The following is a 24,911-nucleotide window of genomic DNA, read 5'->3' as shown; positions in this document are numbered from 1 at the left end:
GTCCGACGGAGGAACCGTGACCCAAGCGATCGCCGACCCGCTCATCGACCTGCGCGAGGTGACCAGGAGCTACGACGAGGGCCCGCCCGCCCTCGCCGGGATCAGCCTCCAGGTGCGCCCGGGTGAGGCCTTGGCCGTCCTCGGACCTTCCGGCAGCGGCAAGTCCACGCTGCTCAACCTGATCGCCGGCCTCGACCGGCCCACCACGGGCGGCGTCACCGTCGACGGGGTGCGCGTCGACACGCTGAGCGAGACCGCCTCCGCGCTCCACCGGCGCGCCCGGATCGGCATGATCTTCCAGTTCTTCAACCTGCTCGACGACCTCACGGTCGCCGACAACGTACTGCTCCCCGCCCAGTTGGCCGGAGTGCCCCGCGACCGGGCGGCGGACCGCGCCGCAGAACTCCTCGCACGCCTGGGCATCGAGCGGCACGCCCGCGCGTACCCGGGCCGGCTCTCCGGCGGCGAGCGGCAACGCGTGGCGGTGGCGAGGGCGTTGATGAACCGGCCGCCGCTGCTGCTCGCGGACGAACCCACGGGCGCGCTGGACAGCGCCTCGGGCGCCGACGTACGGGAGCTGCTGCGCGGGCTGAACGCCGACGGGCAGACGATCGTGCTGGTCACACATGACCTGGCGCTCGCCGAGTCCTGCGCGACGCGGACGATCGAGGTCGTCGACGGCCGGATCGCGCGCGATGTCGGCCGGGCGGTGACCCGATGAGGCCGGGCCGCGCCCCACGGCCGGGCGGCCTCGGGCGGGTGGTCCGGGCCGGCCTCGGCCGACGCCGCCTGCAGACCGCGGTGATGACCCTGACCACGCTGATCGCCGTGGCCGCCGCGACCTTGGCGCTCGGATTGCTCGTCAGCTCCCGCGGGCCGTTCGACCGGGCCTTCGAAGGCCAGAGCGGAGCGCACCTCACGGTCCGGTTCGCCGGATCCGCGGGAGGCACGCAGCAGCGACTCGCGGACAGCGCCCGCACGGCCGGGGTGGCCGAAGCCGCCGGTCCGTACCCCCTCGCGTCGGTCCGCCTGTGGCCCCTGCGGGAGACCCCGCCGGGCTACACGCCGCCGCCCTCGACCCTGGTGGGGCGCGCCGCTCCCGACGGGCCGGTCGACCGGGTCGCCCTGGTCGACGGCCGGTGGGCCGCCGCCCCCGGTGAGATCGTGCTGGAGCGGGCGACGCTGCCCCCGGGCGTCCGGCCGGGCGCACGCGTGCGGGCCGAGCGGGTGGAGCTCACCGTCGTCGGGATCGCCTCGTCGGCGGGGCGGAGCGCCGATGCCTGGGTCGTACCGGAGCAGGTGGCCGGGCTGACGACGGCGGGTCCCGACCTCCAGATGCTCTACCGGCTCACCGCGTCGGGCACCGCCGAGGACGTACGCGCCGGGCAGGAGGCGATCGCGGCGGCCGTACCGGGCGGCGCCGTCACCGGAACCCGGTCGTACCTCGACGTACGCCAGGTCGCCCAGCAGAACACCGCCGCGTTCATTCCCTTCCTGACGGTCTTCGCCTTCCTGGGCCTGGCCATGTCGGTCCTGGTGATCGGTACGGTGGTGAGCGGGGCCGTGGCCGCCGGCACCCGCCGGATCGGGATCCTCAAGGCCCTCGGGTTCACCCCGCTCCAGGTGGGCCGCGCGTACGTGGCGCAGGCGCTGCTGCCGGCGTCGGCCGGGGCGCTGCTCGGTGTCCTCCTCGGCAACGCGCTCGCCGTACCGGTGATGGCGCAGGTCGCCGAGGTGTACGGGACGGCGTCGGTACTTGTCCCCGTGTGGGTGGACGTGCTGGTGCCCGCCGCGGCGCTGGCGGTGGTCGCGGCCACCGCGTTCGTACCGGCGCTGCGCGCCGCGCGGCTGCCGGCCGCCCTGGTGATCGGCCGAGGCGGGGGGATCACCGGGGCTCGGCGGGGTCTGCGGGCCCGGCACGCCCTGGGCCGGCTGCCGCTGCCGCGGTCGGTGGTGCTGGGGCTCGCGGGTCCGCTCGCCCGGCCGACCCGGGCGGCGACGACGGGCTCGGCGGTGGCGTTCGGGGCTCTCGCGGTGACGCTCGCCGTCGGTCTGGGCGGCACCCTGGTCGCCGTGCAGACCGGGGGCGACCCGGATCGTTCCGGGGCCGTCACGGTACGCACCGTGCTTCCGCCGGAGGGCGGTCCCGAGGCCTCCTTCGCGGTGCGCCCGGCGGACCCGGCCGCCGTCGCGCGGGTGCTGGCGGACCACACCGGCACCCGATCGTCGCGGCGGACCTCCCGTACCGAGGTGGACGTGGCGGGGCTGACGGGCGGCGCGCCGCTCGTGGCGTACGAGGGGGAGGGGGCCGCAACGGCGATGATCTCGGGGCGCTGGTTCGCCGCGCGGGGCGAGGCCGTCGTCGCGGGCCGGTTCCTGCAGGCCACCGGGCTGCGCGTCGGGGACGACCTCGTCGTCTCCGAGCAGGGGCGCTCGGCCCGGCTGACGATCGTCGGCGAGGTCTTCGACCTGGGCGACGACGGGATGACGCTGCGCACCTCGCTGGAGTCGGTCGCCGTACTGGAATCCCCTTATCTGCCCGCCGTGTTCGGGGTCGAGCTGACGTCGGGGACGGACCGGGACCGCTACCTCGCGGAGCTGAACCAGGTCCTGGAGCCGCTGGGCGCCCAGGCCTCGGCCACCGAGAGTCCCTCGTCGAGCGTCCTCACCGCGATGCGGGGGCTGATCGCGATGCTCACCCTGATGCTCGTCGCCGTGGCCGGGCTCGGCGTCCTCAACACGGTCGTCCTGGACACCCGCGACCGGGTCCACGACCAAGGTGTCCTCAAGGCACTGGGGATGACTCCCCGGCAGACCGTCGTCCAGGTCCTGACGGGCGTGGCCGCGATCGGCCTGGTCGCCGGGGCGGTCGGGGCGCCGCTGGGCGCCGCCCTGCACCGTGCGGTGATGCCGGCGATGGGGCGGGCGGCCGGGTTCACGATTCCGCAGGCGTTCATCGACGTCCACGGTGGGCTGCTGCCCCTCCTGATGGCCTTCGCCGGTGTGCCGCTCGCCGTGGCCGGCGCCTCGGCCCCCGCGTTCTGGGCGGCGCGCACCCGTACGGCGCGGGCCCTGCGCGCGGAGTGAGCCCGCTCGTCGCGGCGGCTCACGGGCGGAGTTCGACGACCAGCAGGACCACGTCGGCTCCGGCCACCGCCATCGTGGCCAGGAACGGGAGCCTTCCGGCTGGCCGGCGGGCCGCGAGGAGCAGTGCCGTCGTGGTCGCGGCGAGCAGCGTCCAGCCGTACGTCGTCACCCGCCCCGGTGGACCCACGACCAAGGTGGTGGTCGAACCGAGGACGAGCAGCCCGGCCAGGGCGGCCGAGACCCGGCGGCCGAGCCGCTGCGGCAGCCCCGCCACGCCGGTGGCCAGGTCGTCCTCGATGTCGGGCAGCACGTTGGCGAAGTGCGCGCCCACGCCGAGGAGGGCGGCGGCGGCCGTCAGCCACGGGGGCGGCCAAGGAGCGCCGGGCAGGCCCAGCGTGACGAAGGCGGGCAGCAGGCCGAAGGCCAGGGCGTACGGGAGCCAGGAGGCGGCCGTGCTCTTCAGCCTGAGGTTGTAGGCCCAGGCGGCCGCCACGCCGACGAGGTGCGCCGCCCCGGCGAGCGGCCCACAGGCCGGCGACAGCGCGACGCAGAGCAGCAGCGCCCCGGCCGCGGCCCAGGTCACGGCCGGGGCCGGCACCGTACCGGCGACGAGCGGTTTGTCCGCTCGGCCGGTGGCCAGGTCGCGCCGTAGGTCGGCCCGGTCGTTGCACCAGCCCACCGACAGCTGTCCGGCGGCCACCGCGCCCACGGTGACGGCCGCCCGCGCCGGGCCGTGCCCCGCGGCGGCCGTCAGAGCGGCGGCGAAGAGGGTGACGGCGGCCGCGGGCAGCGGGTGGCAGGCGGCGGCCAGGCCTCGGGTGAGGGCGAGGACGCGGGCGGGGCCGGACGCCGCGCGCCCGGGGGCTTCGGCGTTCTCGTGGGTCTGCGTGGTTCGCGTCGCGGGCACGGCGACACGCTATGCGGCGCCGCGCCCGGTTCGCCTGATTCATAATGATGTGTCAGTTGTTTTCTATGGTGACCGAATGACACGTGTTCTGGCAGTGCGCAGCGTGTTCCCGCCTCATCGCCACCCCCAGTCCGAGATCACGGAGGCGCTCGCCCGCTTCCTGCCTCCGGGCTCCGACACCGCCCTGCTGCGCCGTATCCACGGCTCGGTGCGCGTGGACGGCCGACATCTCGCGCTGCCGCTGGAGCGGTACGGTCCGGGGAACGACTTCGGCGCGACGAACGCCCTCTTCATCGAGACGGCCCTGGATCTCGGCGCCCAGGTACTCGAACTCGCCCTCCGCGACGCCGGCCTGGCGGCCGGGGAGGTCGACCTGGTCATGTCGACCACGGTGACCGGGCTCGCGACGCCCTCGTTGGAGGCCCGTCTCGCCGCCCGCGCGGGCCTGCGTCCCGACGTACGGCGGGTGCCGCTCTTCGGCCTCGGTTGCGCGGCCGGCGCCGCCGGAGTGGGCCATGTCCACGACCATCTGACGGGCCGTTCCGGCCACGCGGCGGTCCTGCTGTCCACCGAGCTGTGCTCGCTCACCCTCCAGTCCACCGACACCTCGATGGCGAACCTGGTGGCCGGAGCCCTGTTCGGCGACGGCGCGGGGGCGCTGGTGGCGGTGGGACGTGACCACCCTCTGCACGCCACCGGCGTCGGGCCCGAGGTGGTGGCCGCCCGCAGTCGCCTCTACCCGGGCACCGAGCACCTCCTCGGCTGGGACATCGGCCACTGGGGCATGCGTATGGTGCTGGGCCGCGAACTGCCGGACCTGGTCCGGCTGCACGTGGCCGAGGAGGTCGAGTCCTTCCTCGCCGCGCACGACCTCAAGCCCGCGGACGTCGACGCCTGGATCTGCCATCCCGGCGGACCGAAGATCCTCGACACCCTCTCGGACGCCCTCGCGCTGCCGGATTCGGCGTTCGCCGCCAGCCGGCGCTCGCTCGCGGCCGTGGGCAACCTCTCCTCCGCCTCGGTCCTGCACATCCTGGACGGCGTCCAGAGCGCGGGACCGCCCCCGCCCGGATCGGTCGGGCTGATGCTCGCCTTCGGTCCCGGCTTCGCGTCCGAACTCGTCCTCCTGCGCTGGTGACCCCGATGATCTCGATCCCCGCCCTGACCGTCCCCGCCTCCCTGACCCCGTACCTGCTGCTCATCGGCCTGGTCGCCGCCGAGCGGCTCGCCGAGCTGATCACGGCCCGCCGCCACACGGCGTGGAGCCTGGCCCGCGGCGGCCGCGAGTACGGCCGCGGCCACTACCCGGCCATGGTCGCCCTGCACACCGCGCTGCTCGTGGGCTGCGTGGTGGAACCCTGGGCGGCCGGGCGGCCGTTCGTCCCCCTGCTCGGCTGGTCGGCCCTCGCCGTCGCGCTCGCCGCCCAGGGCCTTCGGTGGTGGTGCATCGCCACCCTCGGGAAGCGCTGGAACACGCGGGTGCTCGTCGTTCCCGGACTGCCGCTGGTGGAGAGGGGACCGTACCGGCTGCTGCGCCACCCCAACTACGTGGCGGTGGTGGCGGAAGGCGTCGCGCTACCGCTGGTGCACACCGCCTGGATGACGGCGCTCGGCTTCACCGTGCTCAATCTTCTGCTGCTGCGCGTACGGATCGACTGCGAGGACGCCGCCCTCACCGACGGCGGCCGGCTGCGGGCGCCCGCCTCCGTCCCCTCGGCCGGCGCCGCCTCGTGATCGACCTGCTGATCGCGGGCGGCGGCCCGGCCGGACTGGCCACCGCCATCCACGGCGTGCTCGCCGGCCTCGAGGTGGTGGTCGTGGAGCCGAGGCCCACCCCCATCGACAAGGCCTGCGGGGAGGGGCTGATGCCGGGAGGTGTACGCCACCTCCGGGAGCTCGGCGTCGCCGTCGGCGGGCAGCCGTTCCACGGCATCCGCTACGTCGACGGCGTGAGCGGCCGCGCGGCCGAGGGGCTGTTCCGGTCCGGGCCGGGTCTCGGCGCCCGGCGCACGGACCTCCAGGCCGCGCTGGCCGAACGCGCCGCGCAGCTCGGGGTACGGGTGCTCCCCGGGCGCGTCGACCAGGTGCGCCAGGACGTCGACCAGGTCGCCGCGGCCGGGCTCACCGCCCGCTACCTGGTTGCCGCGGACGGCCTGCACTCGCCCGTCCGGCGCGGGCTCGGCCTGTCGGCGCCGCGCTCGCCCCACGGCCCGGCCCGCTACGGACTGCGTCGCCACTACGCCGTCCCGCCGTGGAGCGACCTCGTCGAGGTGCACTGGGCGCAGCGGTGCGAGGCCTATGTCACGCCGCTGGGGCCCGACCGGATCGGCGTGGCCGTGCTGACCTCCGATCAGGCCCCGTTCGACGTACAACTCGCCCGCTTCCCGGTGCTGTCGGAGCGGCTGGCCGCGGCGGCGGGTACGCCGGTGCGCGGGGCCGGGCCGCTGCGCCAGGGGGCCCGCGTACGGGTGGCGGGGCGCGTGCTGTTCGTGGGGGACGCGGCCGGGTACGTGGACGCACTGACCGGTGAGGGGCTCACCCTGGCCGTGACGGCCGCGGGCGAGCTGGTGCGGTGCGTGCGGGCGGGGCGTCCGCAGGCCTACGAACAGGCCTGGCGGGACCTGTCGCGCAGCTACCGGGCGCTCACCGCGTCCCTGCTGTGGGCCCGTCACCGGCCGCGCCTCGCGCCACGGATCGTCCCGCTGGCCGCTCGGCTGCCGCGGGTGTTCACCCGTGCGGTGAACCTGCTCGCGTGACCGCGCGGGTCGAGTCGGGCCGTGCCCGACCCGGACGGCCACGCCCGACCCCGAACGGAACGGCACCCCGCGCACGAGGCGCGGGGTGCCGTTCCGGTGGAGCCGAGGGGCCGGGCCGTGGGCCGGTCAGGCCGTGGGCTCCCGGCGGTTCCTCAGGGCCAGACCGGCGAGGACCGCACCCACCGCCGCGCACAGCACGACGGCGACTCCGGCCCCGGCCAGGGCGCCGCCCACCGCGCCCGCCAGCGGGTCGTACCGCAGCGACCCGCCCAGCACGTGCAGGGCGACCACGCCGAGCGCGGTGGCCGCGCCCGCCCGCCACACCGCCGTGGTGTCCCGGAGCGCCACCAGCGCGCCGCTCACCAGGCAGAGCACGGTGACGAGGAGGGGCAGGTAGTCGACGGCGGCCGCGAACGGCAGGGCGGTCAGGTCGTTCGGCAGGTGCAGGGCGCCGCTGACCAGCAGGGTGATCGCGACGGGCCAGCGCAGGACGCGCCGCAGCGCCCGGTCGCGGGAGGCGGCGGGCGGGTCGGCGGGAGCGGTGCGCCGGGGCGGCGCCTGGTACGGGGCGTCGTACAGCTCCGGGTGGCGCGGTTCGTACGGTGCCTCGTGCCGCTCCTGCGCGGGCTGAGCGGAGGGCTCCGGGAGCGGGCCGGGCGGGGCGGCGTCCGGCGCGGCCGGACCGGCGGGCCCGGCGCGGCCCCGACGCTCCGTCTCCGCCGCGTCCTCCTTGCCGAGGATGGTCACCAGCAGGGCGACGTCCTCGATGGACCGTCCGACGGCGGCGGCGCGCAGCGTGAGGTCCGCCTCGGCGACCTCGTGCGGCGACTCGCCCAGCAGGGCGACCATCCGTCGTACGTCCTGCACCGGTCGGGTCACGGCGGCCGTGCGCAGTGCGTCGTGCCCGGCGTCGGGCAGCGGGCCGCCCTCCTTGAGAAGGCTCACGAGTGCGGTGACCTCCTCGACCGGACGGCAGGTGGCCGCCGTTTCCAGCAGGGTCCGCATGGGCGGCGTGGTCGGCTCGTCCGGTGCGATGGGGTCGGGGGTCCCGTGGCGGTCTTCGTGCTGTTTCGCCGCGAGGGTGATGGGGTCATTCATGGAAAGCTCCGTTCGCCGACGCGCGGGTCTACGCAATCGCGCGCCGGTCATCGTGCGTCATGGGAAGCGCACGCTTTGTTACATTGAGTGCCACTTCCGCTCACTGCGCCATTCGGGGCGGGCAAACGGGGGTCCCCACCCGGGCCCCGGCCCGGGCCCGAGGGGGAAAGGGCGTCGGCCGTGACCGACTTCCGCCGGTTCAGTCGCCGATGGGCCCTGCTGCTCCCCGTCGTGTTGCTGCTGCTGGGCGCCGCGCCCGGTCCGGACCGGCCCGTCGTGGACACCGATCGGGGGCCGGTTCGGGGGCTCGGGCACGGCGCGTACGACACCTTCGAGGGGATCCCCTTCGCCGCTCCCCCGACCGGACCGCTGCGCTGGCGGCTGCCGGAGGCGGCGTCGCGCTGGCAGGGCGTACGGGATGCCGGGACGCCCGGTTCCCGCTGCGTGCAGCCGCCGGCCGTCGGGCCGGGCGGGCCGACCGGCTCGGAGGACTGCCTGTACCTCAACGTCACCGCTCCGGCGGGCCGGGCCACCGCCGACGAGGGCCGGGGTCGGCCCGTGATGGTGTGGTTCCACGGCGGCGGCTTCTTCAGCGGTGCGGGGGACGCGTACCGGCCCGAGCGGCTCGCCGGGCAGGGCGGCGTGATGGTCGTGACTGTGAACTACCGGCTGGGCGTCTTCGGGCTGTTCGGCCATCCGGAGCTCGGCGGGGCGCCCGATTTCGCCCTCGCGGACCAGCGGGCGGCGCTGCGCTGGGTACGGGCGAACGCGGCGCGCTTCGGCGGGGACCCGGACAACGTCACCGTGTTCGGCGAGTCGGCGGGGGCCCTCAGCGTCTGCGCGCACCTCGCCTCCCCCGCGTCGGCGGGCCTGTTCGACCGGGCGATCGTGCAGAGCGGCTCGTGCTCGACCACGGCGCCGCCGTGGTCCCTGCTGCCCGGCCTCGGCACGTACGAGCCCTTCGTACCGGAGGCGCGTACGGTCGCGGACGGCGCCCTGGCGGCGGCCCGACTCGGCTGCGACCGGCCCGGCGGGGTGCTGGACTGCCTGCGCCGACTGGACACCGGGGCCCTGGCGACCTCCGAACTGATGCAGCGCTTCTCGCTGGTCTCCTACGGCAACAGCGTGCTGCCGCTGGAGCCGCGGCGGGCGCTGGAGGCCGGGCGGTTCCACCGGGTACCGGTGGTCCAGGGCTTCAACCAGGACGAGATGCGCCTCTTCCTCGCGCAGACCCTGGCCGGCTATCCGATCCCCGACCCGGCCGCCTACCGGGCCCGGCTGGAGCGGTCCTTCGACCTGCCGACCGCCCGCGCCGTGGAGGCCGCCTATCCGGTGTCCGCCTTCGCGAGCCCGGCGGTGGCGTGGGCCACCGTACTGACCGACGCCTCGTTCGCCTGCCCGACGCTGCGGGACGGCGCGGCGCTGGGCCGGTACGTGCCGGTGTACGCGTACCGGTTCAGCGACCGGGGCGCTCCCGATTTCACGGGTCTGCCGGTGCCGCCGGACCTGCCGTTCGGCGCGACGCACGGCTTCGAACTGCCCTACCTGTTCACGATCGCGCCGCTGACCGCACCGCAGCGCGGGCTCGCGGACCGGATGGCCGACTACTGGACCGAGTTCGCCCGCACGGGCGTTCCGGCGGCGCCGGGAGCGCCCCGCTGGCCCGGCGGGCGGACCTCTGCCTCGGTGCTGTCGCTGGCGCCGGGGGCGGGCGGGATCCGCGCGGTGGACGCGCGGGGGGAGCACCACTGCGCGCTCTGGGACGCGCGGTGGCCCGGGGTCACCAGCGCTCGGTGATGTTCAGTTGCGGACCCGTGGAGGTCTCGAGCGTCACCGTGCCCGTGTCCCCGTAGAGCTCGTGCCGCCAGGCGGCGAACACCGCGGCGATGCTGCGGGCGGCGTCGCCTCGACCCTTGCCCACTTCCCGGGTGGTGAAGGTGATCCGCGCCTCGCCGACCGTGCGGACCTTGCGGACGCGGACCTCCTTGATCACCACGGAGTCCACGTACCCGTCGTCGGCCTCGTGCTTGTGGTGGTAGGCGGTGAAGTCGCGGGTCATGTCGAACCAGTCCGCCGGACCGCAGGGGCCACCGCCGTTGCCCATCTCCCCGTCGGTCGGCGGGCCCGCATCGGCACCGGTCTCCTGATCGGTGGGCGGGCCGGCGTACCCGCCCGTCTCCTGGTCCGTCGGCGGACCCGCGTACCCGCCCGTCTCCTGATCGGTCGGGGGACCCGCGTACCCACCGGTCTCCTGATCCGTCGGGGGACCCGCGTACCCGCCCGTCTCCTCCTCCGTCGGCACGTCGAGATCGCACTCGGCCGAGGCGAGTGTGCGCACGTCGGCGGGCGCCGCGACCTCCCCCGCCCGCGTGGTCCCGCACGCCGCCAGAGCGGCGCACAGGAGCCCCGCCACCACCAGCCGCCCGGTCACGGACACCGCTGTCTTCGTCATGGCCGTCCCCCCTTCGGCCATCAAGAGGCGATCGCGGCGGCACGGGTTCCATCGAGCACGAGGCGGTCCCCGACGCGGGCCGTTCCCGGGATCACGACCCTGGCGAGTGCGTCGAGCGGGTTGTCGTGAGTCCGGGCGATCGTCCGCAGGATCAGCGACGAGTGCGGCAGGTCCCGCTGGGCCTGGTTGGTCATCACGCACCGCTCGCTGGAGCGCAGGAACGCGATGCGGAGGGTGTCCCCCACCGTGGCCTCGCGCCCGATCCACTCGTCCTCGACGAAGGCCGGGGTGCCGGGCGGGGTACGCACGAGGATGTTCGGGCGGAAGCGGCGCTCGTCGACCGGAACGCCCGGTACCGCGCGGCGGATCCGATCGAGGGTGGCGGTCGTGAGGACGCTGAGAGGCAGTTGGTCGAAGTGCGAGATCTCCCCCTCGCGGGCGAGCTCCACATCGGGACGGCCGAGGTGGCCGCGCAGGTATGCCGTGGGGTCGGCCACCACGTGCCCGTGCGGGTCGAGGAGCTCCGGAGGACCCTGCTCCGCAGTGCCGCGCGGGTAGCGGGAGCTCAGCTGGAGCAGGCCGTCCATCCGCCGGAAGCGCCGGGTGTTCTTGCCCGAGCCGAACCTGCCTTCCCCGTCACGCACGGCGTACAGCCGGTCGCCCACCAGGCCCCGCTCGTCGACGGCCACGCTCCGCAGGCGCTCACCACCGGTCGACTTGATCGGGTACCGCCACAACCGCTCGATCACGCCCACGTTGTCAGCCACCGCTCCGACGCCCCTCCACCAAGATCATTAACCCCGATGAGGAGGACTACGGTGGCCTCATGACCGGTTCCACCACCCCCGTGCTGCTCTACCTCGATGTCGACGGACCCCTCATCCCCTTCGGGGCCGGACCGTACCCCGCGGCCCGCGAGGGCGAGGCCGATCCGCTGCTCGCCCGGGTCGATCCGACGCTCGGCCCCAGGCTGGCGGCGCTGCCGTGCGAGCTGGTGTGGGCCACGACCTGGATGGCGGAGGCCAACGAGTGCGTCGCACCCCGGCTCGGCCTGCCGGAGCTGCCCGTCGTGGTCTGGCCGGAGCCGTCCGACGAGGACGGGCGGGGCGGGATCCACTGGAAGACCCCCGCGCTCCTCGACCACGCCGCCGGGCGGTCCTTCATCTGGGTCGACGACGAGATCACCGACGCCGACCGGGACCACGTGGCCGCCCGTCATCCCGGCCGTGCGCTCCTGCACCGGGTCGATCCGGGACAGGGCCTGACCGAGGCCGACCTCGGCGTGCTGCGGGCCTGGCTGCGCACGGGGTAGCCGCCGGGCTCCGCCCGCCGCGCCGTGGGATCACCTGGCGAGAAGGGTCTTCAGGGTGCGCGCCGTCGCGCGCGGAAACGCGGTGTTCCCGTTGTGGCCGCCGGGGAACTCCACCGGCTCCGTGCCCAGGCGGGCCGCCAGCGCCAGCGCGCAGCGGTAGGTGTGGACCGTCGGCCGGGTGGTCCGGCCCGTCGCCGCGATGATCCGCGTACCGGCGCGCACGGCGGCCCGTACCGGCTCCGTCGGGTCCAGGTCGTCCGAGGTGACGGCCGTGAACTCCGTACCGATGAAGAAGCCGAAGTTGGCCTGGCGGCGCGGGGTCAGGGGCTGGGGGGTGAGGTCGCCCTCGGTCTCGTCGTGGGTCGGGTCGATGCCGAGGTGCCGGGCGATCGCCGGGAACGCCGCCGGCAGGCCCCCGGCGGCGTAGGCGTTCTGGATGGCCGCCAGTTCGGCCAGGTGCTCCGCGCGGTCCGCCTCGGCCAGCAGGTTCGGCATCACGGGCTCGTGTGCGATCAGGGTGCTCAGCAGGCCGGGGTGGCGGGCCACGGTCCGCAGACCGATCGCGGCTCCCATGCTGAACCCGGCCATCAGCGCCGGTCCGTCGGTGACCTCTCCCAGCAGGCGGGCGACGTCGTCCGCGTGATCGGCCATGGTGACGGGCCGGGTGGGGTCGTCGAGGGTGCTGCGCGACAGGCCGCGGCGATCGTAGGTGACGACCGTGAAGGTGTCGGTCAGGTGCGGGACGAGGTCGACCGTGCGGTCCGCGTCGCCCTCGCCGCTCTGGGAGAGGAGGAGGACGGGGCCGCGCCCGGCGACCTGGAAGTGCAGGGTGGCACCCGGGACGGCGAGGGTGCGGAAGGCGATGGCGGCTGCGGCGGCGGTCGTGGGCATGGCGGGTCCCCCTGCTGACGTGTCAGCGGTATCTCCGGCTGACGACACGACAGTAATCCATCTGAATAGATGCATCAAGATGGATGCATCTATTCAGATGTACTCTGCTGCTCATGAACGGAGTCGAAGCGTTCCTCCTGGGGCGCACTCTCATGAAGATCGGCGAACAGGCGATGCCCCGGCCGAAGTCGGGCCCGGCGGGTTCGGTCCGCTCGGTGGTCGTCGTCCTCGGCGACGTGGTCTCCCACCCTGGGACCACGGTCGGTGAGATCGCCGCACGGACGGGCCTCCCGCAGAGTCAGGTCTCCACAGCCGTCGCCCGGTTGGAGCAGGCGGGCTCCGTCGACACGGAGCCCGACCCCGCCGACCGGCGCCGCCGACTCATCCGTCCCGCCGCCGAACCCTCCGCACGGGTCACCGAGGTCCGCGCCACCACCATCGACGAGGCGCTCGCGGCGGCGCTGACCGGCCCCGACGGAACCGCCCCGACCCCGGACACCGTCCGTGAGGTCACGGCGGCCCTGGACCTCCTGGCCCGCAGGCTGACCCCGTCGATCACCGCCCGCTGACCGGGACGGCGCTCGGGCTCGCCGCCCAGGACGCGGCGATCAAACAGCGTTCCGCCGCCGCCAGGTGGGTCGCCGCGGCGAGCCAGGCCCAGGCGTAACCGTCGGGCGAGGGGTCGGCCAGCCGGCCGAAGACGTCACGCGGGCGGCGGTCGGCCTCGGCGGCCAGTGCGGCGGCCAGCTCCGCCGCCGCGGTGAGTCCCGCCCGGCGCAGCGGAGCGTACGAGGCCCCGGCCAGGGACTCCGTACCGCGCGCGGCCTCGGCGACGGCGCGGCGGCCACCGGCGACCCCGGTCTCCAGCAGGCGACGCACCCGCCACAGCGGGGAGTCGGCCAGCGGGTCCGGGCCCTCGGCCGCCGGGAGCGGTACGGGGGCTGCGGCTCCCTGCGGGAAGTGCGCGCCCTGGAGGCGGTCGTAGCCGAGGTCGGCCCGGCCCAGCCACTCCTCGGGCAGCCGCAGCGTGTGCTCCGCGCCCGGCACCGGGCCGACGGCCACGGGGCGCAGCGTGGCGGTGCGGTCCAGGTCGGGGCGGCCGAGGACGCGCAGCTGGAGCCCCGGGTACGAGGCGATGCGGCGCAGGTTCTCCGTGTGCGCCAACTCCGGGTGCGGATGCGCGGGCAGCAGCCGCAGCAGGGGCGCGTCCGGGCGCGTCTCGCGGACCAGGAGGTGCTCTCCGACCGCGCCGACGACCGTGACGTCGCAGCCGAGCAGCACGGACTCGGCCGCGTCCGGGTCGGCGAGCAACGCGGCGACGGCCTCGGCGGCCGGTCGGGCGAAGAGCCGCGCGGCGGGCTGTTCGGTCCAGGCGCTGCCCGGCAGTGGGGTGGCCCTGACCCCGCGTCCGGCGCCGAGCCGGCCTTCCGCGGAGACGGTGGCGCCGACGATACGCAGGCCACCGCGGGCGAGGCCGGCGTGGTCGAGGGTGGCGCCGCCGAGGGCGACGGAGGCGGAACCGGCGCCGCGGGCGCGGGCCAGGCCGCCGGGGCGGACGTCGGAGACCGAGTAGGGAGTGCCGTCCGCGGCCAGCAGGTGGGTGACCACTCCGCCGTATCCGGTGGCGGAGAGCACGGGTTCCCTGCACAGGCCGTGCACCTGGAGGCTGCCGCCCGGCGCGTATGCGCGGCGGGCGGTGCCGGTGAGTGCGGGGTCGGCGGATCCGGCAGCCAGCAGTCCGGCGGTGTGGAGCAACTCCCGGAAGGCATCGGTGAGGTCACCGAGCCGCTGGCCGGCCCGGTGTTCGCGGGCGGCCCGGAGGCCCCGTACGACCCTGAGGGCGGCCGCTTCGGCCCGGATCAGCCCGGCGAGGCGGGCGGTGTGGGCGGCGCGCAGCAGCTCGGCCTGGACCACCGCTCCCCCGGCGGTGACCCCGGCGGCGAGGGCTTCGGCGGCCACGTGCCACAGGGCGCCGGCGGCGCGCAGCTGGGCTGCGGTGAGGGCCGGCGTCGCCGGCACGGTGGCCCCGACGGGCCCGGCCGGCGCGGCGGACGCGGCGGGTTCCGTGGATCCGGTGGGATCGGCGGCTGCAGCGGTGGGATCGCCCGCCGGGCCCGGCTCCGGCTCCGCTGCCGGCTCCGGCGGGGTGTCCGCGAGCGGGGCCGCGCCCAGGGCGGCGGCCCGGTGCAGGCAGCGGGGTGCCAACAGGCAGCTGCACGTGGCCTGGTCCGCCGTGGTGATCGTGCCCGCCGGACCGGGGCGCAGGGTGACGAGGGCGTCCTCGCCGAAGCGGAGGGTGACGGTGCCGTCGGCCTCGAGGACGGCGCCCGCCGCGCAGCCCTCGGTGGCGGCGTCCAGCTTCTTGCGCAGGCGGGCGGTGAGGTTCTCTACGGCTTCGGCGAGCACCTCGGGTGCTACGGGTGGCAGTTCGGTGCTCAACGGGACTCTCCACGGAGGCGGTCGCCCACCCAGCGGGCGAGGGCGAGGGGACTGAGGGCGGCCACGGGCATACCGGCCGCCACGAGTTGCCGCGCGACCGGGACCGAGTAGCGGGGCGTCCCCTCGTCGTCGAGCGCGGCGCAGCCCAGCAGGTGGGCGCCGGAGGCGGCCAGCGCGCGGACCTCGCCGAGGAGCCCGCCGATCGGCGCGCCCTCCTCGAAGTCGCTGACCACGACGACGAGGGTGCGGCTCGGGACGGTGATCAGGGAGCGGGCGTGCGCGAGGCCGGCGGCGATGTGCGTGCCGCCGCCGACCCGGACCTCCAGCAGCAGGGAGAGCGGGTCCTCGACCCGGTCGGTGAGGTCGACGACCTGGGTGGAGAAGGCGAGGAAGTGGGTGGACAGGGTCGGTACGCCGCCCAGCACCGCCGCGGTCAGCGCCGACCAGATGACGGACGCCTCCATGGAGCCGGAGACGTCGACGACCAGGATCAGCCGCCAGTCGGCCTCGCGGCTCGCCCGGGTGCTGAAGACGGGACGCTCGGGAACGACGACCACGGTGCCGTCGGCCCGGCGCCGGGTGTGCGCGAGGTTGGCGCGCAGGGTGCGGGCCAGGTCGAGCTTGCCGCCGGGCCGCCGGGTGGGGCGCGGGGTGGCGAGGCCGGAGAGGGCGGGGCGCAGGCGGGTGGCGAGCTCCTTGGCGAGTTCGTCCACGAGCCTGCGCACCAGGGGGCGCAGGCGGGCGAGTTGGGCCTCCGGCAGTCCGCCCGCGAGGGACAGGACGGAACTGAGCAGTTCCACCGAGGGCCGTACGGACGCCGGATCGAGCTGGGTGAGGACGTCGGTGCGGCCCGCTTCGGCCGCTCCCGCCAGCACTTCTTCCCGGACGTCGGCGCCGAACAGCGCTTCCAGTTCCTGCGACCATTCCCGGGCGGTGGGGAAGGAGGCCTCCTGGCCGCCTCCCTGGCCTCCGCCCTGGCCGAGGTCGAGGTCGGAGGCGCCTTCGCCGCGCCCGGCGCCGTACAGCTCGTCCAGCGCGTGGGCGTAGCGGCTGGCGCCGGCCGGGAGCCGGTCGCGTTCGCGGCCGAGCAGGAGCCGCCAGCGGTCGGCGGGGGCGATCCGCGGGCTGTCGGCCCGGGAAGCCCCAGGGGCCCCCTCGGGCGGGGCTTCCGACGCATCCGGGGCGGAGGCCGCCGTCGGGTCGGGAACCGGTGTCGATTCCCGCGTCTGCGTCTGCGTTCCGTGCAGGGGAAGGGCCTTGAGGGCGGCGAGTCCGGCCGCGTCGGCCGCCGCCCAGAGGGCGAGCAGGGCGGGTGACGCGTCGAGCGCGAGGTCGATCCGGTCGCCGAGCCGCTCGGTGACGGTGTGGAGCAGCCGGTCGCGGGCGGCGGGCGACAGGGCGTCGAAGCCGCCGCGCAGGGCCGGGAGCCGGTCGAGGAAGTCCTGGTCGGCGAGGTGCTCGACGCGGTCGAGGAGCGGGGTGAGCGCGGCCGGGGAGGACTGAAGCAGCGGCCCGGCGGCGGTGAGGAGTCCGCCGAGCCGTCGGGTCAGGGCGCGCCGGCTGTCGGCCGTGCCCGCGCTGTCGATCCATCCGGCGGCGCGGCCGCCCAGCTCGGCGGCCGGGTCGAGGTCGAGCAGGACCCGTACGGCCAGGGCCGCGCCCTGCATCAGCGGGGACGCGGTGGCGGCCAGGTCCGCGAGGGCGTCGTCCGTGCGCAGGCCCAGGTGGTGGGCGGCGGCCCGGTCGGCGAGGGCCACGAGGGCGGCCGCGTCGGCGGGGTCCTCGCTCCCGGCGAGGCCGGGCAGAGCGCGCACGGCCGCTTCGAGGAGGTCGCCGGCGAGGTCCACGGCGGCCGCCCGGGAGGCGTCGGAGGTGCCGGGCAGGTGGCCGCGGTGGAGGGCCTCCAGGAGATCGAGGGCGTCGAGGAGTTCGGGCAGGGTCGCGGTCTGCGGCAGGGCGGTGGCCGCCTCGTGGAGGCGTGCGTCGACCAGGTCGGGCAGATCGCACCGTGCGGCGGCGGACAGTCCGGCGAGGATCTGCGCCGGGGTCGGCCCGCCCTCGGCGGCGGCCCGGCGGGCGGTGTCGCGCAGGGTGCCGGCGGCCGCTTGGGCGACGGTGACTCCGCGCACCCCGGCGAGATCCAGCCGGGCGGGGACGGAAGGCGTCCAGGAGAGCCGCCACTTGGTGCCGAGGGCGGTGCCGTCGCCGGTGGCGGCGACGGTGAGGGGCTCCCCGTAGGAGGCTCCGCACACGAGGAGCCGTTGCAGCAGGACCTCGCGGCGGCCGTCCAGGGCGGAGCGGAGCGGGTCGAGGCGGATCTCGCGGGGCGCGGGATCCTCGGGGGACGGCAGCCGCAGCTCGGCGAGTTCGGCCTCGACGGAGGGGCCGAGGCCGGAGCGGGGGGCGTGCGGGGTGATCCGGCCGCGGGCGGTGCCGACGAGCACGGCTTCCAGGGCGCGGGCCAGCGCCCGGCCCCGGCCGAGGGGTTCGCCTTGGCCGAGGACGGTGGTGACGGCTTCGAGGAGCTCGCCGCGGCCGGGCGCGGGGAGCGCGCGCAGGGCGGCGAGGTCGCAGGCGAGCCGCAGGGTCTCGGCGGCCTCGCCGGTGCCCGCGGTGTGCCCGGCGCGGCGCAGTTCCCGGCAGAGCCCGGTGACGGCGACGGAGGCGGCCTCACGGACCCGGTCGGGGTCGCCGCCGGCTTCGAGGACGGCCTGCTGCCAGCGGGGGTCCCGGATCCCGGCCGGGTATCCGGAGCGGGAGTCGAGCAGGTCGAAGGAGTACGGCACGAAGGAGGTGACGGCCGAAACCGTGTCGGCTGCCGACGCCCCGACGGCGGCGCTGCCACCGACCCGCGGACCCGGCACGACGGACTTCGACCCGAGGCCCGTGCCCGCGTCGTCGCCGGTGCCGGCGCCGGCGCCGGTGCCGGCGCTCGTGCCGGCGTCCGAGGCAGTGGCGGAACGTGAGCCTTCGGCGGAGCCGGCGCCGGGTTCGGCCCGCGAGCCGTCGGCGGCCCGACCCGGAAGGACCGGGGCGTGGAACGCCCCGATCACCGCCGCCACGCGGTGGCCCGCGGCGACGGCGCCCGCGATCACGCGCCGCATGTGCGCTTCACGAGCCAGGTCCGTCGCCGGTACGGCGTCCGTGTCCGCGCGCAGCGCCCAGCCGACGCCGAGCGCCGCCCGCCGTACGGCTTCCGGTGAGCAGCCCGGTGCGAGGACCTCGACCGCCCGGTCCCACAGGTCGTCACCGTCGCGACCCGTACCGGCGGCGGACAGGGCCTTCGCGAAGGACCCGCCTGCGGGGGCCGCGGCCGGGGACGGACCGGGTTCCGCGAGCGAGTCCGGGCTCGGGGCCGTGGCCGTCTCGGGGTCCGGGGTCCGGGGTTCCCGGTCCGTGGCTCCGGTCGGCTCGGTCCAGCCTCGGTCCGCCAGGGGGAGGTCGCAGCAGATGACGGACGCGCCCGCCCGGCGGGCCCAGCGGATCGCGGCCAGCTCCGGGGAGAAGTCCGCGAACGGGTAGAACGCCAGACGGCCGTCCTCCCCCGTGCCCGCGAGGGCGACCGGGGCGACGGTCTCCGGGTCGGCGAGGTGCTCCAGCCAGGGCTGGAACTCCGCCGGGAGCTCGACGCAGACCACGTCCGCCCCCGAGGCGTCCAGCAGGGCCGGTACCACCGCGGCCAGCGCGGGGCTGTGGTGGCGTACCCCGATGAGGTACGGCTCGCGGACCGCGGCGAGGGCGTCGACCGCGGCGCGCGGATCGGTGTGCGTCAACGCAGGCTCCCGCGCAGGTCCCAGAGGCGACGCCACATCGGCGAACCGTCCTCGGCGCGGCGGCGGACCGGCCCGTCCCAGTACCCCAGCAGCCGTCCGTGGTCGGCCGGGTCGTCCTTGCGTACGACGCCCAGCAGGTGTCCCGGCAGCAGGTCCAGTACGTCCCCGCCCGGCAGGTACGCGGCGGCGACCCCGAGCGAGGCCGCCACCTGGACGGCTTCGGCGGTGGACATGACCGTGCCGGGGCGCTCCACGTCCCAGCCCTCGGCGGAGCGGCCGGAGCGCAGGTCGCGGAAGACGGTGACGAGCGCGTCGAGCACGGCGTCGTCGACCCCGAAGGCGGCGCCGGCCCGCTGGACGGCGGCCACGGCCTGGCGGCGGATCAGGGTGGCCTCGGCGTCCGCGTCGGCGATCGGGGCGACGGTCTCGAAGTTGAAACGGCGCTTGAGGGCGGCGGACATCTCGGAGACGCCGCGGTCGCGCAGGTTGGCGGTGGCGATGACGGTGAAGCCGGGGGCCGCGGAGACCACCGCGTCCTCGGTCGCGGTCAGTTCGGGCACGCTGAGCCGCCGGTCGGACAGGATCGACACGAGCGCGTCCTGCACCTCGGGCAGGCAGCGGGTGATCTCCTCCACGCGGACGACGCGTCCGGTGCGCATGGCGGAGAGCACCGGCGAGTCGACCAGGGCCTGCGAGGTGGGGCCTTGCGCGAGCAGCAGGGCGTAGTTCCAGCCGTAGCGGAAGGCGTCCTCGGTGGTGCCGGCCGTGCCCTGGACGGTGAGGGCGCTGGTGCCGCTGACGGCGGCCGCCAGCAGTTCGGACAGCATCGACTTGGCGGTACCGGGCTCGCCGGTGAGGAGCAGGCCGCGCTCTCCGGCGAGGGTGACGACGCAGCGCTCCACGAGGGCGCGTTCGCCGACGAACTTGGGGGCGATGGCCAGCTTGGTGGGGAGTCCGGCGCGGCGCTTGGGCAGGGTCAGTTCGGCTCCGTCGCTGCCGCAGACGAAGGTGACGACGGCGCGCGGGGTCAGGGCCCAGCCGGGCGGGCGGGGGCCGGGGTCCTGGGCGGCGAGGAAGGCGAGTTCGGCGGCGTGGCGCTCCTCGGCGGGCAGCACCTGCCGGGCGGCGGGGGCGGTTTCTTCGGTGACGGTCATCGGGGTTCTCCGGGGTGTGTCTGGGGTGGTCCGGGGCGCGGCGCACCTGCGGGCAGGTGCGCCGCGCCGGACGGGGGTACGGGGGCGGCCGGTTCGGCGGCGGGCGCGGGTGCGCCTCGCGGCCTCACCTCATCGGCGGCGGGCGCGGGTGCGCTTCACCTTGAGCTCCTCGAAGCGCGGCAGGTCGCCGTCCTGGATCCGCTGCCAGGCCCGGCGGTAGAGCTCCGCGGCCGGTTCGAGCGGCACCAGGACGCCCAGCCAGGGCCGATGACCGGCGCCCAGGCCGTACATCGGGAGCTTCCACTGCTCCACCGGCAGCGTCGGGGAGGACATCTCGGCCCACCCCCCGGGCAGGAACAGCGAGCGTCCGGCCCGGCTGCGGCCGGCGGTCACCACCAGGTCGGTGGCGGCCAGTTCGGCGCGTGCGGCCTTGAGGCGGGCCGGCTTCCAGCCGGTCCACCGGGCGGTGTTGCGGTCGGTGGGGTCGGGCATGGTGAGCAGCATGAGGTAGAGGGTGGCCGCGTCGGCGCCCAGCCCGTACCGGGTGCTCGCCTCCGCCACCACCTCGGGGACGGAGCGGCTCGGGTCCTGCGGCCACCAGGTGCCGTCCGCGGCCACGGCGCCGGCCGCGGGGGCTCCGGGATCGGCGAGCAGCTCGGCGAAACGCGGGTCGTGGGTGGTGCGCAGCGCCGCCTCGGCGGCGGAGGGCCGCTGGTCGTCGCCGCGCAGCACCGGCAGGTACGGGTCGGAGCCGGTGGAGTCCAGCAGTGCCGGTCGCAGTGCGGGCTTGGGCTGGTCGTCGTGGGTGGCCATGACGACGGCGCCGTAGCGCTCGTAGCCCTCGCCGGTCTCGGTCGGGGTGCCCGCCGCCTTCCGGAAGTCGGGCAGGCTGGTGTAGTGCCCGATCTCCAGGAGCAGTTCGGGCGCGGCGAGCCGCTGCCGTACGGCGGTCAGCACGGGCGGCAGGGCCGCTCGTACGGAATCCCCCGCGGGCAGCCGGTGGGCCAGCCAGGACGCCATGGCCACCGTGCCGGTCAGGACGGACGCGGTGAAGAGGCCGGAGGCCGGCTCGGCGGGTTCCACGTGGTCGCCCTTCACCGTCCACGGCACGTCGACGGAGAGCTCGCACGAGGCGGCCGGGTCGAGCAGGGCGGCCAGGGCGCGGTGCGCGGGCCAGGAGCCGCCGACGGCGCGCGCGGCTTCCGCGGCCAGCCAGTCGGGGACGGGGGTACGGCGGCCCACGCGCCCGTTCCAGAGTTCCGCGGCGGCGGCGACGTCGGGACCCTCGCTCCACAGCTTCGCCGGATCGGCGGGCAGCAGGGCCGCGACGACGGCCCGCCGCAGCTCGGTGTCGAGACCCCTGAGCTCGTCGCGGGCGTACGCGGCCTCGGTGGCCTTGACCCCGAGGGCGGTGCGCAGTTCCGGGGACAGGAAGTTGCGTTCGTTGCTGTCGATCTCCGGGAGTCCGGCGATCACCAGGCGGGCGAGGGCGCCGGAGACACCGGTGAGCTCGGCGAACTCCTCCGCGGCTTCCGGGCGGAAGGGCACGGGGCCGTGCTCGGCGGCCGCGCCGAGGAACGCGCTCAGCCAGCCGGCGCCGCGTGCGCGGTCGCCGAGCGGGGCGTCGCCGCGCACGGTGTAGGGGCCGGGCACGGTGAACCGGCCGGTGGGGTCGTACAGCAGGGCACCGAACTCGTGGCCCTCGGGCACGGATTCGCTGTGCTCGCTCAGGGCGAGGACCGCTCCGCCGCCGAGCGGCAGCAGGCTGCGGTGGTGGACGTTGCGCTCGCCGTCCGGGGTGAGCAGGTGCTGCCGGTCGAGGCGGAGCAGGACCCGGCGCCAGCGGTCCGCGGAGCCTTCGGCGGAGTCCAGGCCGAGGGCGTCGACGGCGGCGAGCAGGGTGAGCACCGCCTCCCGCTGCTCGTCGGTGGGCGCGACGGTGGCGGCGCGGTAGGCGACGGCTGCGGGCTGGTCCAGCAGCGGGGTCCAGTGGAAGGACCAGTACGGCAGCGCGGGCGTGTCGAAGTGCAGCCGGCCGGGCACCTGGGCGTCGTCGGTCCGCGTGCGGGCGGCGTCGAGTTGACCCAGCGTGTAGTGGACGGCGTCGCTCTCGCCGCTCCAGCGGTAGTAGCGGGAGCCGATGAGGCCGCTGAGCCCGTCGACGATCAGCCGGTCGCCGGGACCCTGTTCGCGCTCCTCGACGGGGGTGGTGTCGGGGTGCAGGCGGGCGGCGATCGCGTCCAGGTCCTTCTGCTGGGCGAGGGTGAAGCGGAGGACCTCGACGATACCGCCGATGATCTTGGGGTCGGTGATCCGCGGCAGGGCGGCTGCGACCAGGTCGGGCAGGTCGGCGGCCTTGTCGGCCGCGGCGGCGGCCTTGAGGAGCGAGGCCGCCGTCTCCCGGTCGGCGGCGCGCAGGACGGCCGAACCCTCGGTGTCGCGGGGGCGTAGGGCGTACCAGTGCGACAGCGGCGGAAGGTCCACGCTGCCGGTGCCGAAGGCGGAACGGCGGCGGTGGCCGTCGCCCGAGCGGGCGGTGACCACACCGTCCGGGTCGCCGATGCTGAGCTCCCGCCAGTTCTGGGACAGCGCGCGGGGCCGGTCGTCGCCGGGGAAGACGAGGGCGGCGACGGGCGCGTCGTGCCCTTCGGGCACGGCGACCGTGCGGCCGCCGGTGTCGGTTCCCTCCCAGCCGTTGCCGGGACGGCGTACGGTCCGCCAGCCGATCAGGCCGTCGGCGGGCTCGCCGAGGACCGAGCCGGGGACGGTGGGCGTGGGCCGCAGCCAGGCGTGCTGCCCGGTGCGCATGCCGGCGTCGGAGTCGGCGCGCCGGGCGTCGGCGAAGAACGCGGGCAGGGACCCGCGCCCGTAGGTGCCGCCGGCCGGGTCGTACTCGAACCAGCCGCTGTCGCTCTGCTGGTCGGGGCGCCGCCACACCCAGTACGAGGTGCCGTCGCAGAGCAAGGGGCGCTCGTCCGGCAGCTTCGTGTCGCCGCGGTGCAGGATGCCGCCGCCGGTGACGCGCCCGCCGCCGGGGCGCGGCAGGGAGATCTGGTCGCTGCGCAGCGACCAGTGGCCGCGGTCGGTGTCCAGGGTCAGGACGGTGCCGGGCGAGTGGTGCCAGTAGCCCTGGATCCCGTTGCTGTTCCAGGAGGACCAGAAGACGAGGAGTTCGCCGTCGACGTAGTGGAAGCCGTGGTTGTACGAGTTCCCGGTGGGCACGCGCAGGTCGTGCGTGAGGACGGTGGACTCGGCGTCGATGACCCGGACCTGGGTCTGGTTGGCGACGATGAGGTACGGCCAGGCCTCGACCACGGTCAGGTTGTCCCGACCCTGGCCGGGGCTCAGCTCGTCGAGGGCCTCCTCCCAGGAGGGCCAGGCCAGTTCCTCGAAGAGGCCGCCGCGCAGGGTACGGGCGAGGGTTTCGGCGAGGTCCGCGGCCGCGGCGGCGGCCACTTCCTCGGGGGCGAGTTCGAGGGCTTCGGTGGGCAGCCACCTCAGGCGCGCGATGGCGTCGGGGACTCCGGGCAGACCGGCGGCGGTGGAGGCGAGGGCGACGTCGCGCATCCACTCGGCCAGCAGCGGGCGGCCACCGGGCGAGGCGGCGACGGCCCGGACGACGTCGGCGCTGCCGTCGCCCAGGTTGCTCAGTGCCCGGCGGAAGGCCGGGTGGAAGCGCTGGTCGGCGGCGAGGGCGAGCAGGTCGCGGCGCCGGTCGCCGCCGGCCCACTCGGACAGGTTGAGGTGGTCGTACCGGTGGCGCCGGTCCTCGGCGCCGGCCTCGGGGTCGACGACCGGGACGTCCAGGGCGAGCAGCAGGTCGAGGAGGTCGGCGTCCTCGACGCCGATCCGCAGGCCCGCTTCCCGTCCGGGGTCGGCGAGTTCGGTGCGCAGCCGGTCGGCGCAGTTCTCGACGAGGTCGAGGAGGAGCGGGAGCGTGGGGCGGCGGCCCCAGCCGGCGTGGCGGGCGGCGTGGAAGCGCTCCAGCCAGCCGGCCGTGCCGTCGGCGCAGCGCTGCCCGGCGGGCAGTTCCCCGTCGGCGAGGCCGGCCGAGGCGCCGGACTCCTCCAGGATCTCCAGCCACAGGACGGTGAAGTCGCCGCCGTCGCCGCTGGGCGGGGTCAGTCCGAGGAGGGTGCCGCGGATCGCGGGAACGCGGCGGGCGAGCGCCACGAGGGCGCCGCGGTGGGCCTTCCACCAGCCGAGCGCGGCGCGCAGGGTGGCGGGCAGGGGCAGCAGTTCGGCGAGGTAGTCCTGCTCGGGTTCGGTGCCGGTCAGGCCCGCCGCGCGGGCGAGGCGGCGCAGTTCGGTGGCGGCCTGGGCGGAGGGCGCCAGCCCGCCGGCGGTGCGGCGTACGCACAGGCGGCGGAAGCGCTCGTAGGCCTCGGCGGGGGTGACCCGGGCGGCCAGGGCCTTGCCGTAGCCGGTGAGCACCTTCACCGGCAGGGCGCCGACGAGGGCGAATTCGAGGAAGACGGCGTCAAGGCGGTCCTCGTCGACGGTCAGCCCGTACTGGGCCTCGGCGTCACGGGCCCGGCCGAACAGCTGGGCGGCGTAGGTGGTGTTCTCGACGGCGAGGAAGAGGCGCGCGGCCTGCTCGTGGAAGAGGGGCAGGAAGTGCGGGACGGACACGGCGAGACGGCCGGCGAGTTCGAGGCAGGCGTCGAGGGCGGCCTTGGGCTTGGTCTTGGCCTGCCGGGCGATCCGGTCGAGTTCGGGGACGACGGCGAGGGCGTGGTGGCCGTCCTCGGGGTGGTGCACGAGGACCCATTCGGGGAAGCCGAGTGCCTGGCGTCGGCTCAGGCCGACGACGGGCGGCTCGCCCTCGTCCCGTACGAGTCCCAGGAATCCGGCGGCGAGGTCCTCGGCGGCGCCCAGTTCGGCGGGGGCGAGCCGGACGACGACGCGGTCGTCGCCGAGGCCGGGGTGGCGGTAGGAGCGCGCAGTCAGGTCCACGGCGTCCGGGCCGGCGCCGGTGGTGCCGGGCGGCAGGACGGCGCCGGACTTGAGCAGCAGTTCGGCCTTGTTCATCTCGGTGTCTT

General features: G+C 76.0%; 17 protein-coding genes. 8 read left to right on the top strand and 9 right to left on the bottom strand.

Going from position 1 to position 24,911, the window contains the following annotated elements; genetic code table 11:
* Positions 1-16 precede the first annotated feature (16 nt).
* Both OG624_RS39215 and OG624_RS39210 read left to right on the top strand, forming a co-directional pair.
* Positions 17-721, top strand: a complete 705-nt coding sequence (locus OG624_RS39215; protein WP_033216663.1) for an ABC transporter ATP-binding protein — start codon at positions 17-19, stop codon at positions 719-721.
* Complete coding sequence (locus OG624_RS39210) at positions 718-3,087, top strand: ABC transporter permease (protein ID WP_063734002.1); 2,370 nt, start codon at positions 718-720, stop codon at positions 3,085-3,087. The genes OG624_RS39215 and OG624_RS39210 overlap by 4 nt, the downstream gene beginning before the upstream one ends.
* 19 nt (positions 3,088-3,106) lie before the next feature.
* Here OG624_RS39210 and OG624_RS39205 read toward each other — a convergent pair whose 3' ends face one another.
* Positions 3,107-3,994 (bottom strand): UbiA family prenyltransferase, encoded by an 888-nt coding sequence (locus OG624_RS39205; RefSeq protein ID WP_051762945.1) that lies wholly within the window; start codon positions 3,992-3,994, stop codon positions 3,107-3,109.
* A 76-nt stretch (positions 3,995-4,070) separates the two neighbouring features.
* Here OG624_RS39205 and OG624_RS39200 point away from each other — a divergent pair, with 76 nt between their 5' ends.
* Genes OG624_RS39200 through OG624_RS39190 form a run of 3 tightly spaced genes read left to right on the top strand, consistent with a single transcriptional unit; the run spans position 4,071 to position 6,750 of the window.
* Positions 4,071-5,132 (top strand): type III polyketide synthase, encoded by a 1,062-nt coding sequence (locus tag OG624_RS39200; protein WP_033216662.1) that lies wholly within the window; start codon positions 4,071-4,073, stop codon positions 5,130-5,132.
* 5 nt (positions 5,133-5,137) lie between these two features.
* Positions 5,138-5,728: an isoprenylcysteine carboxyl methyltransferase family protein gene (locus OG624_RS39195; RefSeq protein ID WP_051762944.1), complete on the top strand. Its 591-nt coding sequence runs from the start codon at positions 5,138-5,140 to the stop codon at positions 5,726-5,728.
* Entirely contained in the window at positions 5,725-6,750 is a 1,026-nt protein-coding gene (locus OG624_RS39190) for an NAD(P)/FAD-dependent oxidoreductase (RefSeq protein ID WP_033216660.1), read from the top strand. Before OG624_RS39195 ends, OG624_RS39190 begins: the two co-directional genes overlap by 4 nt.
* 126 nt (positions 6,751-6,876) lie before the next feature.
* On the opposite strand, the gene OG624_RS39185 is transcribed toward OG624_RS39190, so the two are convergent.
* Positions 6,877-7,848: a hypothetical protein gene (locus OG624_RS39185; protein WP_051762943.1), complete on the bottom strand. Its 972-nt coding sequence runs from the start codon at positions 7,846-7,848 to the stop codon at positions 6,877-6,879.
* A 180-nt stretch (positions 7,849-8,028) separates the two neighbouring features.
* Here OG624_RS39185 and OG624_RS39180 point away from each other — a divergent pair, with 180 nt between their 5' ends.
* On the top strand, positions 8,029-9,645 hold the full coding sequence (locus OG624_RS39180) for a carboxylesterase/lipase family protein (protein WP_244290697.1): 1,617 nt from the start codon (positions 8,029-8,031) through the stop codon (positions 9,643-9,645).
* Here the strand turns inward: OG624_RS39180 and OG624_RS39175 are convergent.
* Positions 9,629-10,300 carry a hypothetical protein gene (locus OG624_RS39175; protein ID WP_371640584.1) on the bottom strand — a complete coding sequence of 224 codons (672 nt, stop codon included), beginning with the start codon at positions 10,298-10,300 and terminating at the stop codon, positions 9,629-9,631. The genes OG624_RS39180 and OG624_RS39175 overlap by 17 nt on opposite strands.
* Before the next feature lie 20 nt (positions 10,301-10,320).
* Positions 10,321-11,067, bottom strand: a complete 747-nt coding sequence (locus OG624_RS39170; protein WP_371640582.1) for an MOSC domain-containing protein — start codon at positions 11,065-11,067, stop codon at positions 10,321-10,323.
* Positions 11,068-11,126: 59 nt separating this feature from the next.
* Between OG624_RS39170 and OG624_RS39165 the strand changes: the two genes are divergently transcribed.
* The gene (locus OG624_RS39165; protein WP_371594371.1) at positions 11,127-11,612 is read left to right on the top strand and encodes an HAD domain-containing protein; all 486 of its coding nucleotides are present in this window, start codon (positions 11,127-11,129) and stop codon (positions 11,610-11,612) included.
* A 30-nt stretch (positions 11,613-11,642) separates the two neighbouring features.
* Here OG624_RS39165 and OG624_RS39160 read toward each other — a convergent pair whose 3' ends face one another.
* Positions 11,643-12,503: an alpha/beta fold hydrolase gene (locus OG624_RS39160; RefSeq protein WP_371640581.1), complete on the bottom strand. Its 861-nt coding sequence runs from the start codon at positions 12,501-12,503 to the stop codon at positions 11,643-11,645.
* Positions 12,504-12,616: 113 nt separating this feature from the next.
* Between OG624_RS39160 and OG624_RS39155 the strand changes: the two genes are divergently transcribed.
* The gene (locus tag OG624_RS39155; RefSeq protein ID WP_371589603.1) at positions 12,617-13,072 is read left to right on the top strand and encodes a MarR family transcriptional regulator; all 456 of its coding nucleotides are present in this window, start codon (positions 12,617-12,619) and stop codon (positions 13,070-13,072) included.
* On the opposite strand, the gene OG624_RS39150 is transcribed toward OG624_RS39155, so the two are convergent.
* The 4 genes from OG624_RS39150 to OG624_RS39135 form a co-directional block, all read right to left on the bottom strand.
* The gene (locus tag OG624_RS39150; RefSeq protein ID WP_371640580.1) at positions 13,059-14,942 is read right to left on the bottom strand and encodes a hypothetical protein; all 1,884 of its coding nucleotides are present in this window, start codon (positions 14,940-14,942) and stop codon (positions 13,059-13,061) included. The two genes, OG624_RS39155 and OG624_RS39150, sit on opposite strands and share 14 nt — an antisense overlap.
* Positions 14,939-18,715, bottom strand: a complete 3,777-nt coding sequence (locus OG624_RS39145) for a DUF5682 family protein (RefSeq protein ID WP_371640579.1) — start codon at positions 18,713-18,715, stop codon at positions 14,939-14,941. Before OG624_RS39145 ends, OG624_RS39150 begins: the two co-directional genes overlap by 4 nt.
* Positions 18,712-19,869 carry an ATP-binding protein gene (locus tag OG624_RS39140; protein WP_033216646.1) on the bottom strand — a complete coding sequence of 386 codons (1,158 nt, stop codon included), beginning with the start codon at positions 19,867-19,869 and terminating at the stop codon, positions 18,712-18,714. The genes OG624_RS39145 and OG624_RS39140 overlap by 4 nt, the downstream gene beginning before the upstream one ends.
* A gap of 129 nt (positions 19,870-19,998) precedes the next feature.
* Positions 19,999-24,900: a DNA-binding protein gene (locus OG624_RS39135; RefSeq protein ID WP_442759692.1), complete on the bottom strand. Its 4,902-nt coding sequence runs from the start codon at positions 24,898-24,900 to the stop codon at positions 19,999-20,001.
* Positions 24,901-24,911: the final 11 nt, after the last annotated feature.

The sequence above is a fragment of the Streptomyces virginiae genome, from assembly GCF_041432505.1.
In the GTDB taxonomy this organism is placed as follows: Bacteria; Actinomycetota; Actinomycetes; order Streptomycetales; family Streptomycetaceae; genus Streptomyces; species Streptomyces virginiae_A.
The sequence above is the reverse complement of the archived record's forward strand: the minus strand, read 5'-3'. Positions and strand labels throughout refer to the sequence as shown.

Bases quoted from the DNA above. Each gene is read 5' to 3' on its own strand.
- OG624_RS39160 (WP_371640581.1), bottom strand. From the start codon at position 12,503: ATGCCCACGACCGCCGCCGCAGCCGCCATCGCCTTCCGCACCCTCGCC.
- OG624_RS39195 (WP_051762944.1), top strand. From the start codon at position 5,138: ATGATCTCGATCCCCGCCCTGACCGTCCCCGCCTCCCTGACCCCGTAC.
- OG624_RS39175 (WP_371640584.1), bottom strand. From the start codon at position 10,300: ATGACGAAGACAGCGGTGTCCGTGACCGGGCGGCTGGTGGTGGCGGGG.
- OG624_RS39200 (WP_033216662.1), top strand. From the start codon at position 4,071: ATGACACGTGTTCTGGCAGTGCGCAGCGTGTTCCCGCCTCATCGCCAC.
- OG624_RS39185 (WP_051762943.1), bottom strand. From the start codon at position 7,848: ATGAATGACCCCATCACCCTCGCGGCGAAACAGCACGAAGACCGCCAC.
- OG624_RS39155 (WP_371589603.1), top strand. From the start codon at position 12,617: ATGAACGGAGTCGAAGCGTTCCTCCTGGGGCGCACTCTCATGAAGATC.
- OG624_RS39140 (WP_033216646.1), bottom strand. From the start codon at position 19,869: ATGACCGTCACCGAAGAAACCGCCCCCGCCGCCCGGCAGGTGCTGCCC.
- OG624_RS39165 (WP_371594371.1), top strand. From the start codon at position 11,127: ATGACCGGTTCCACCACCCCCGTGCTGCTCTACCTCGATGTCGACGGA.
- OG624_RS39210 (WP_063734002.1), top strand. From the start codon at position 718: ATGAGGCCGGGCCGCGCCCCACGGCCGGGCGGCCTCGGGCGGGTGGTC.
- OG624_RS39135 (WP_442759692.1), bottom strand. From the start codon at position 24,900: ATGAACAAGGCCGAACTGCTGCTCAAGTCCGGCGCCGTCCTGCCGCCC.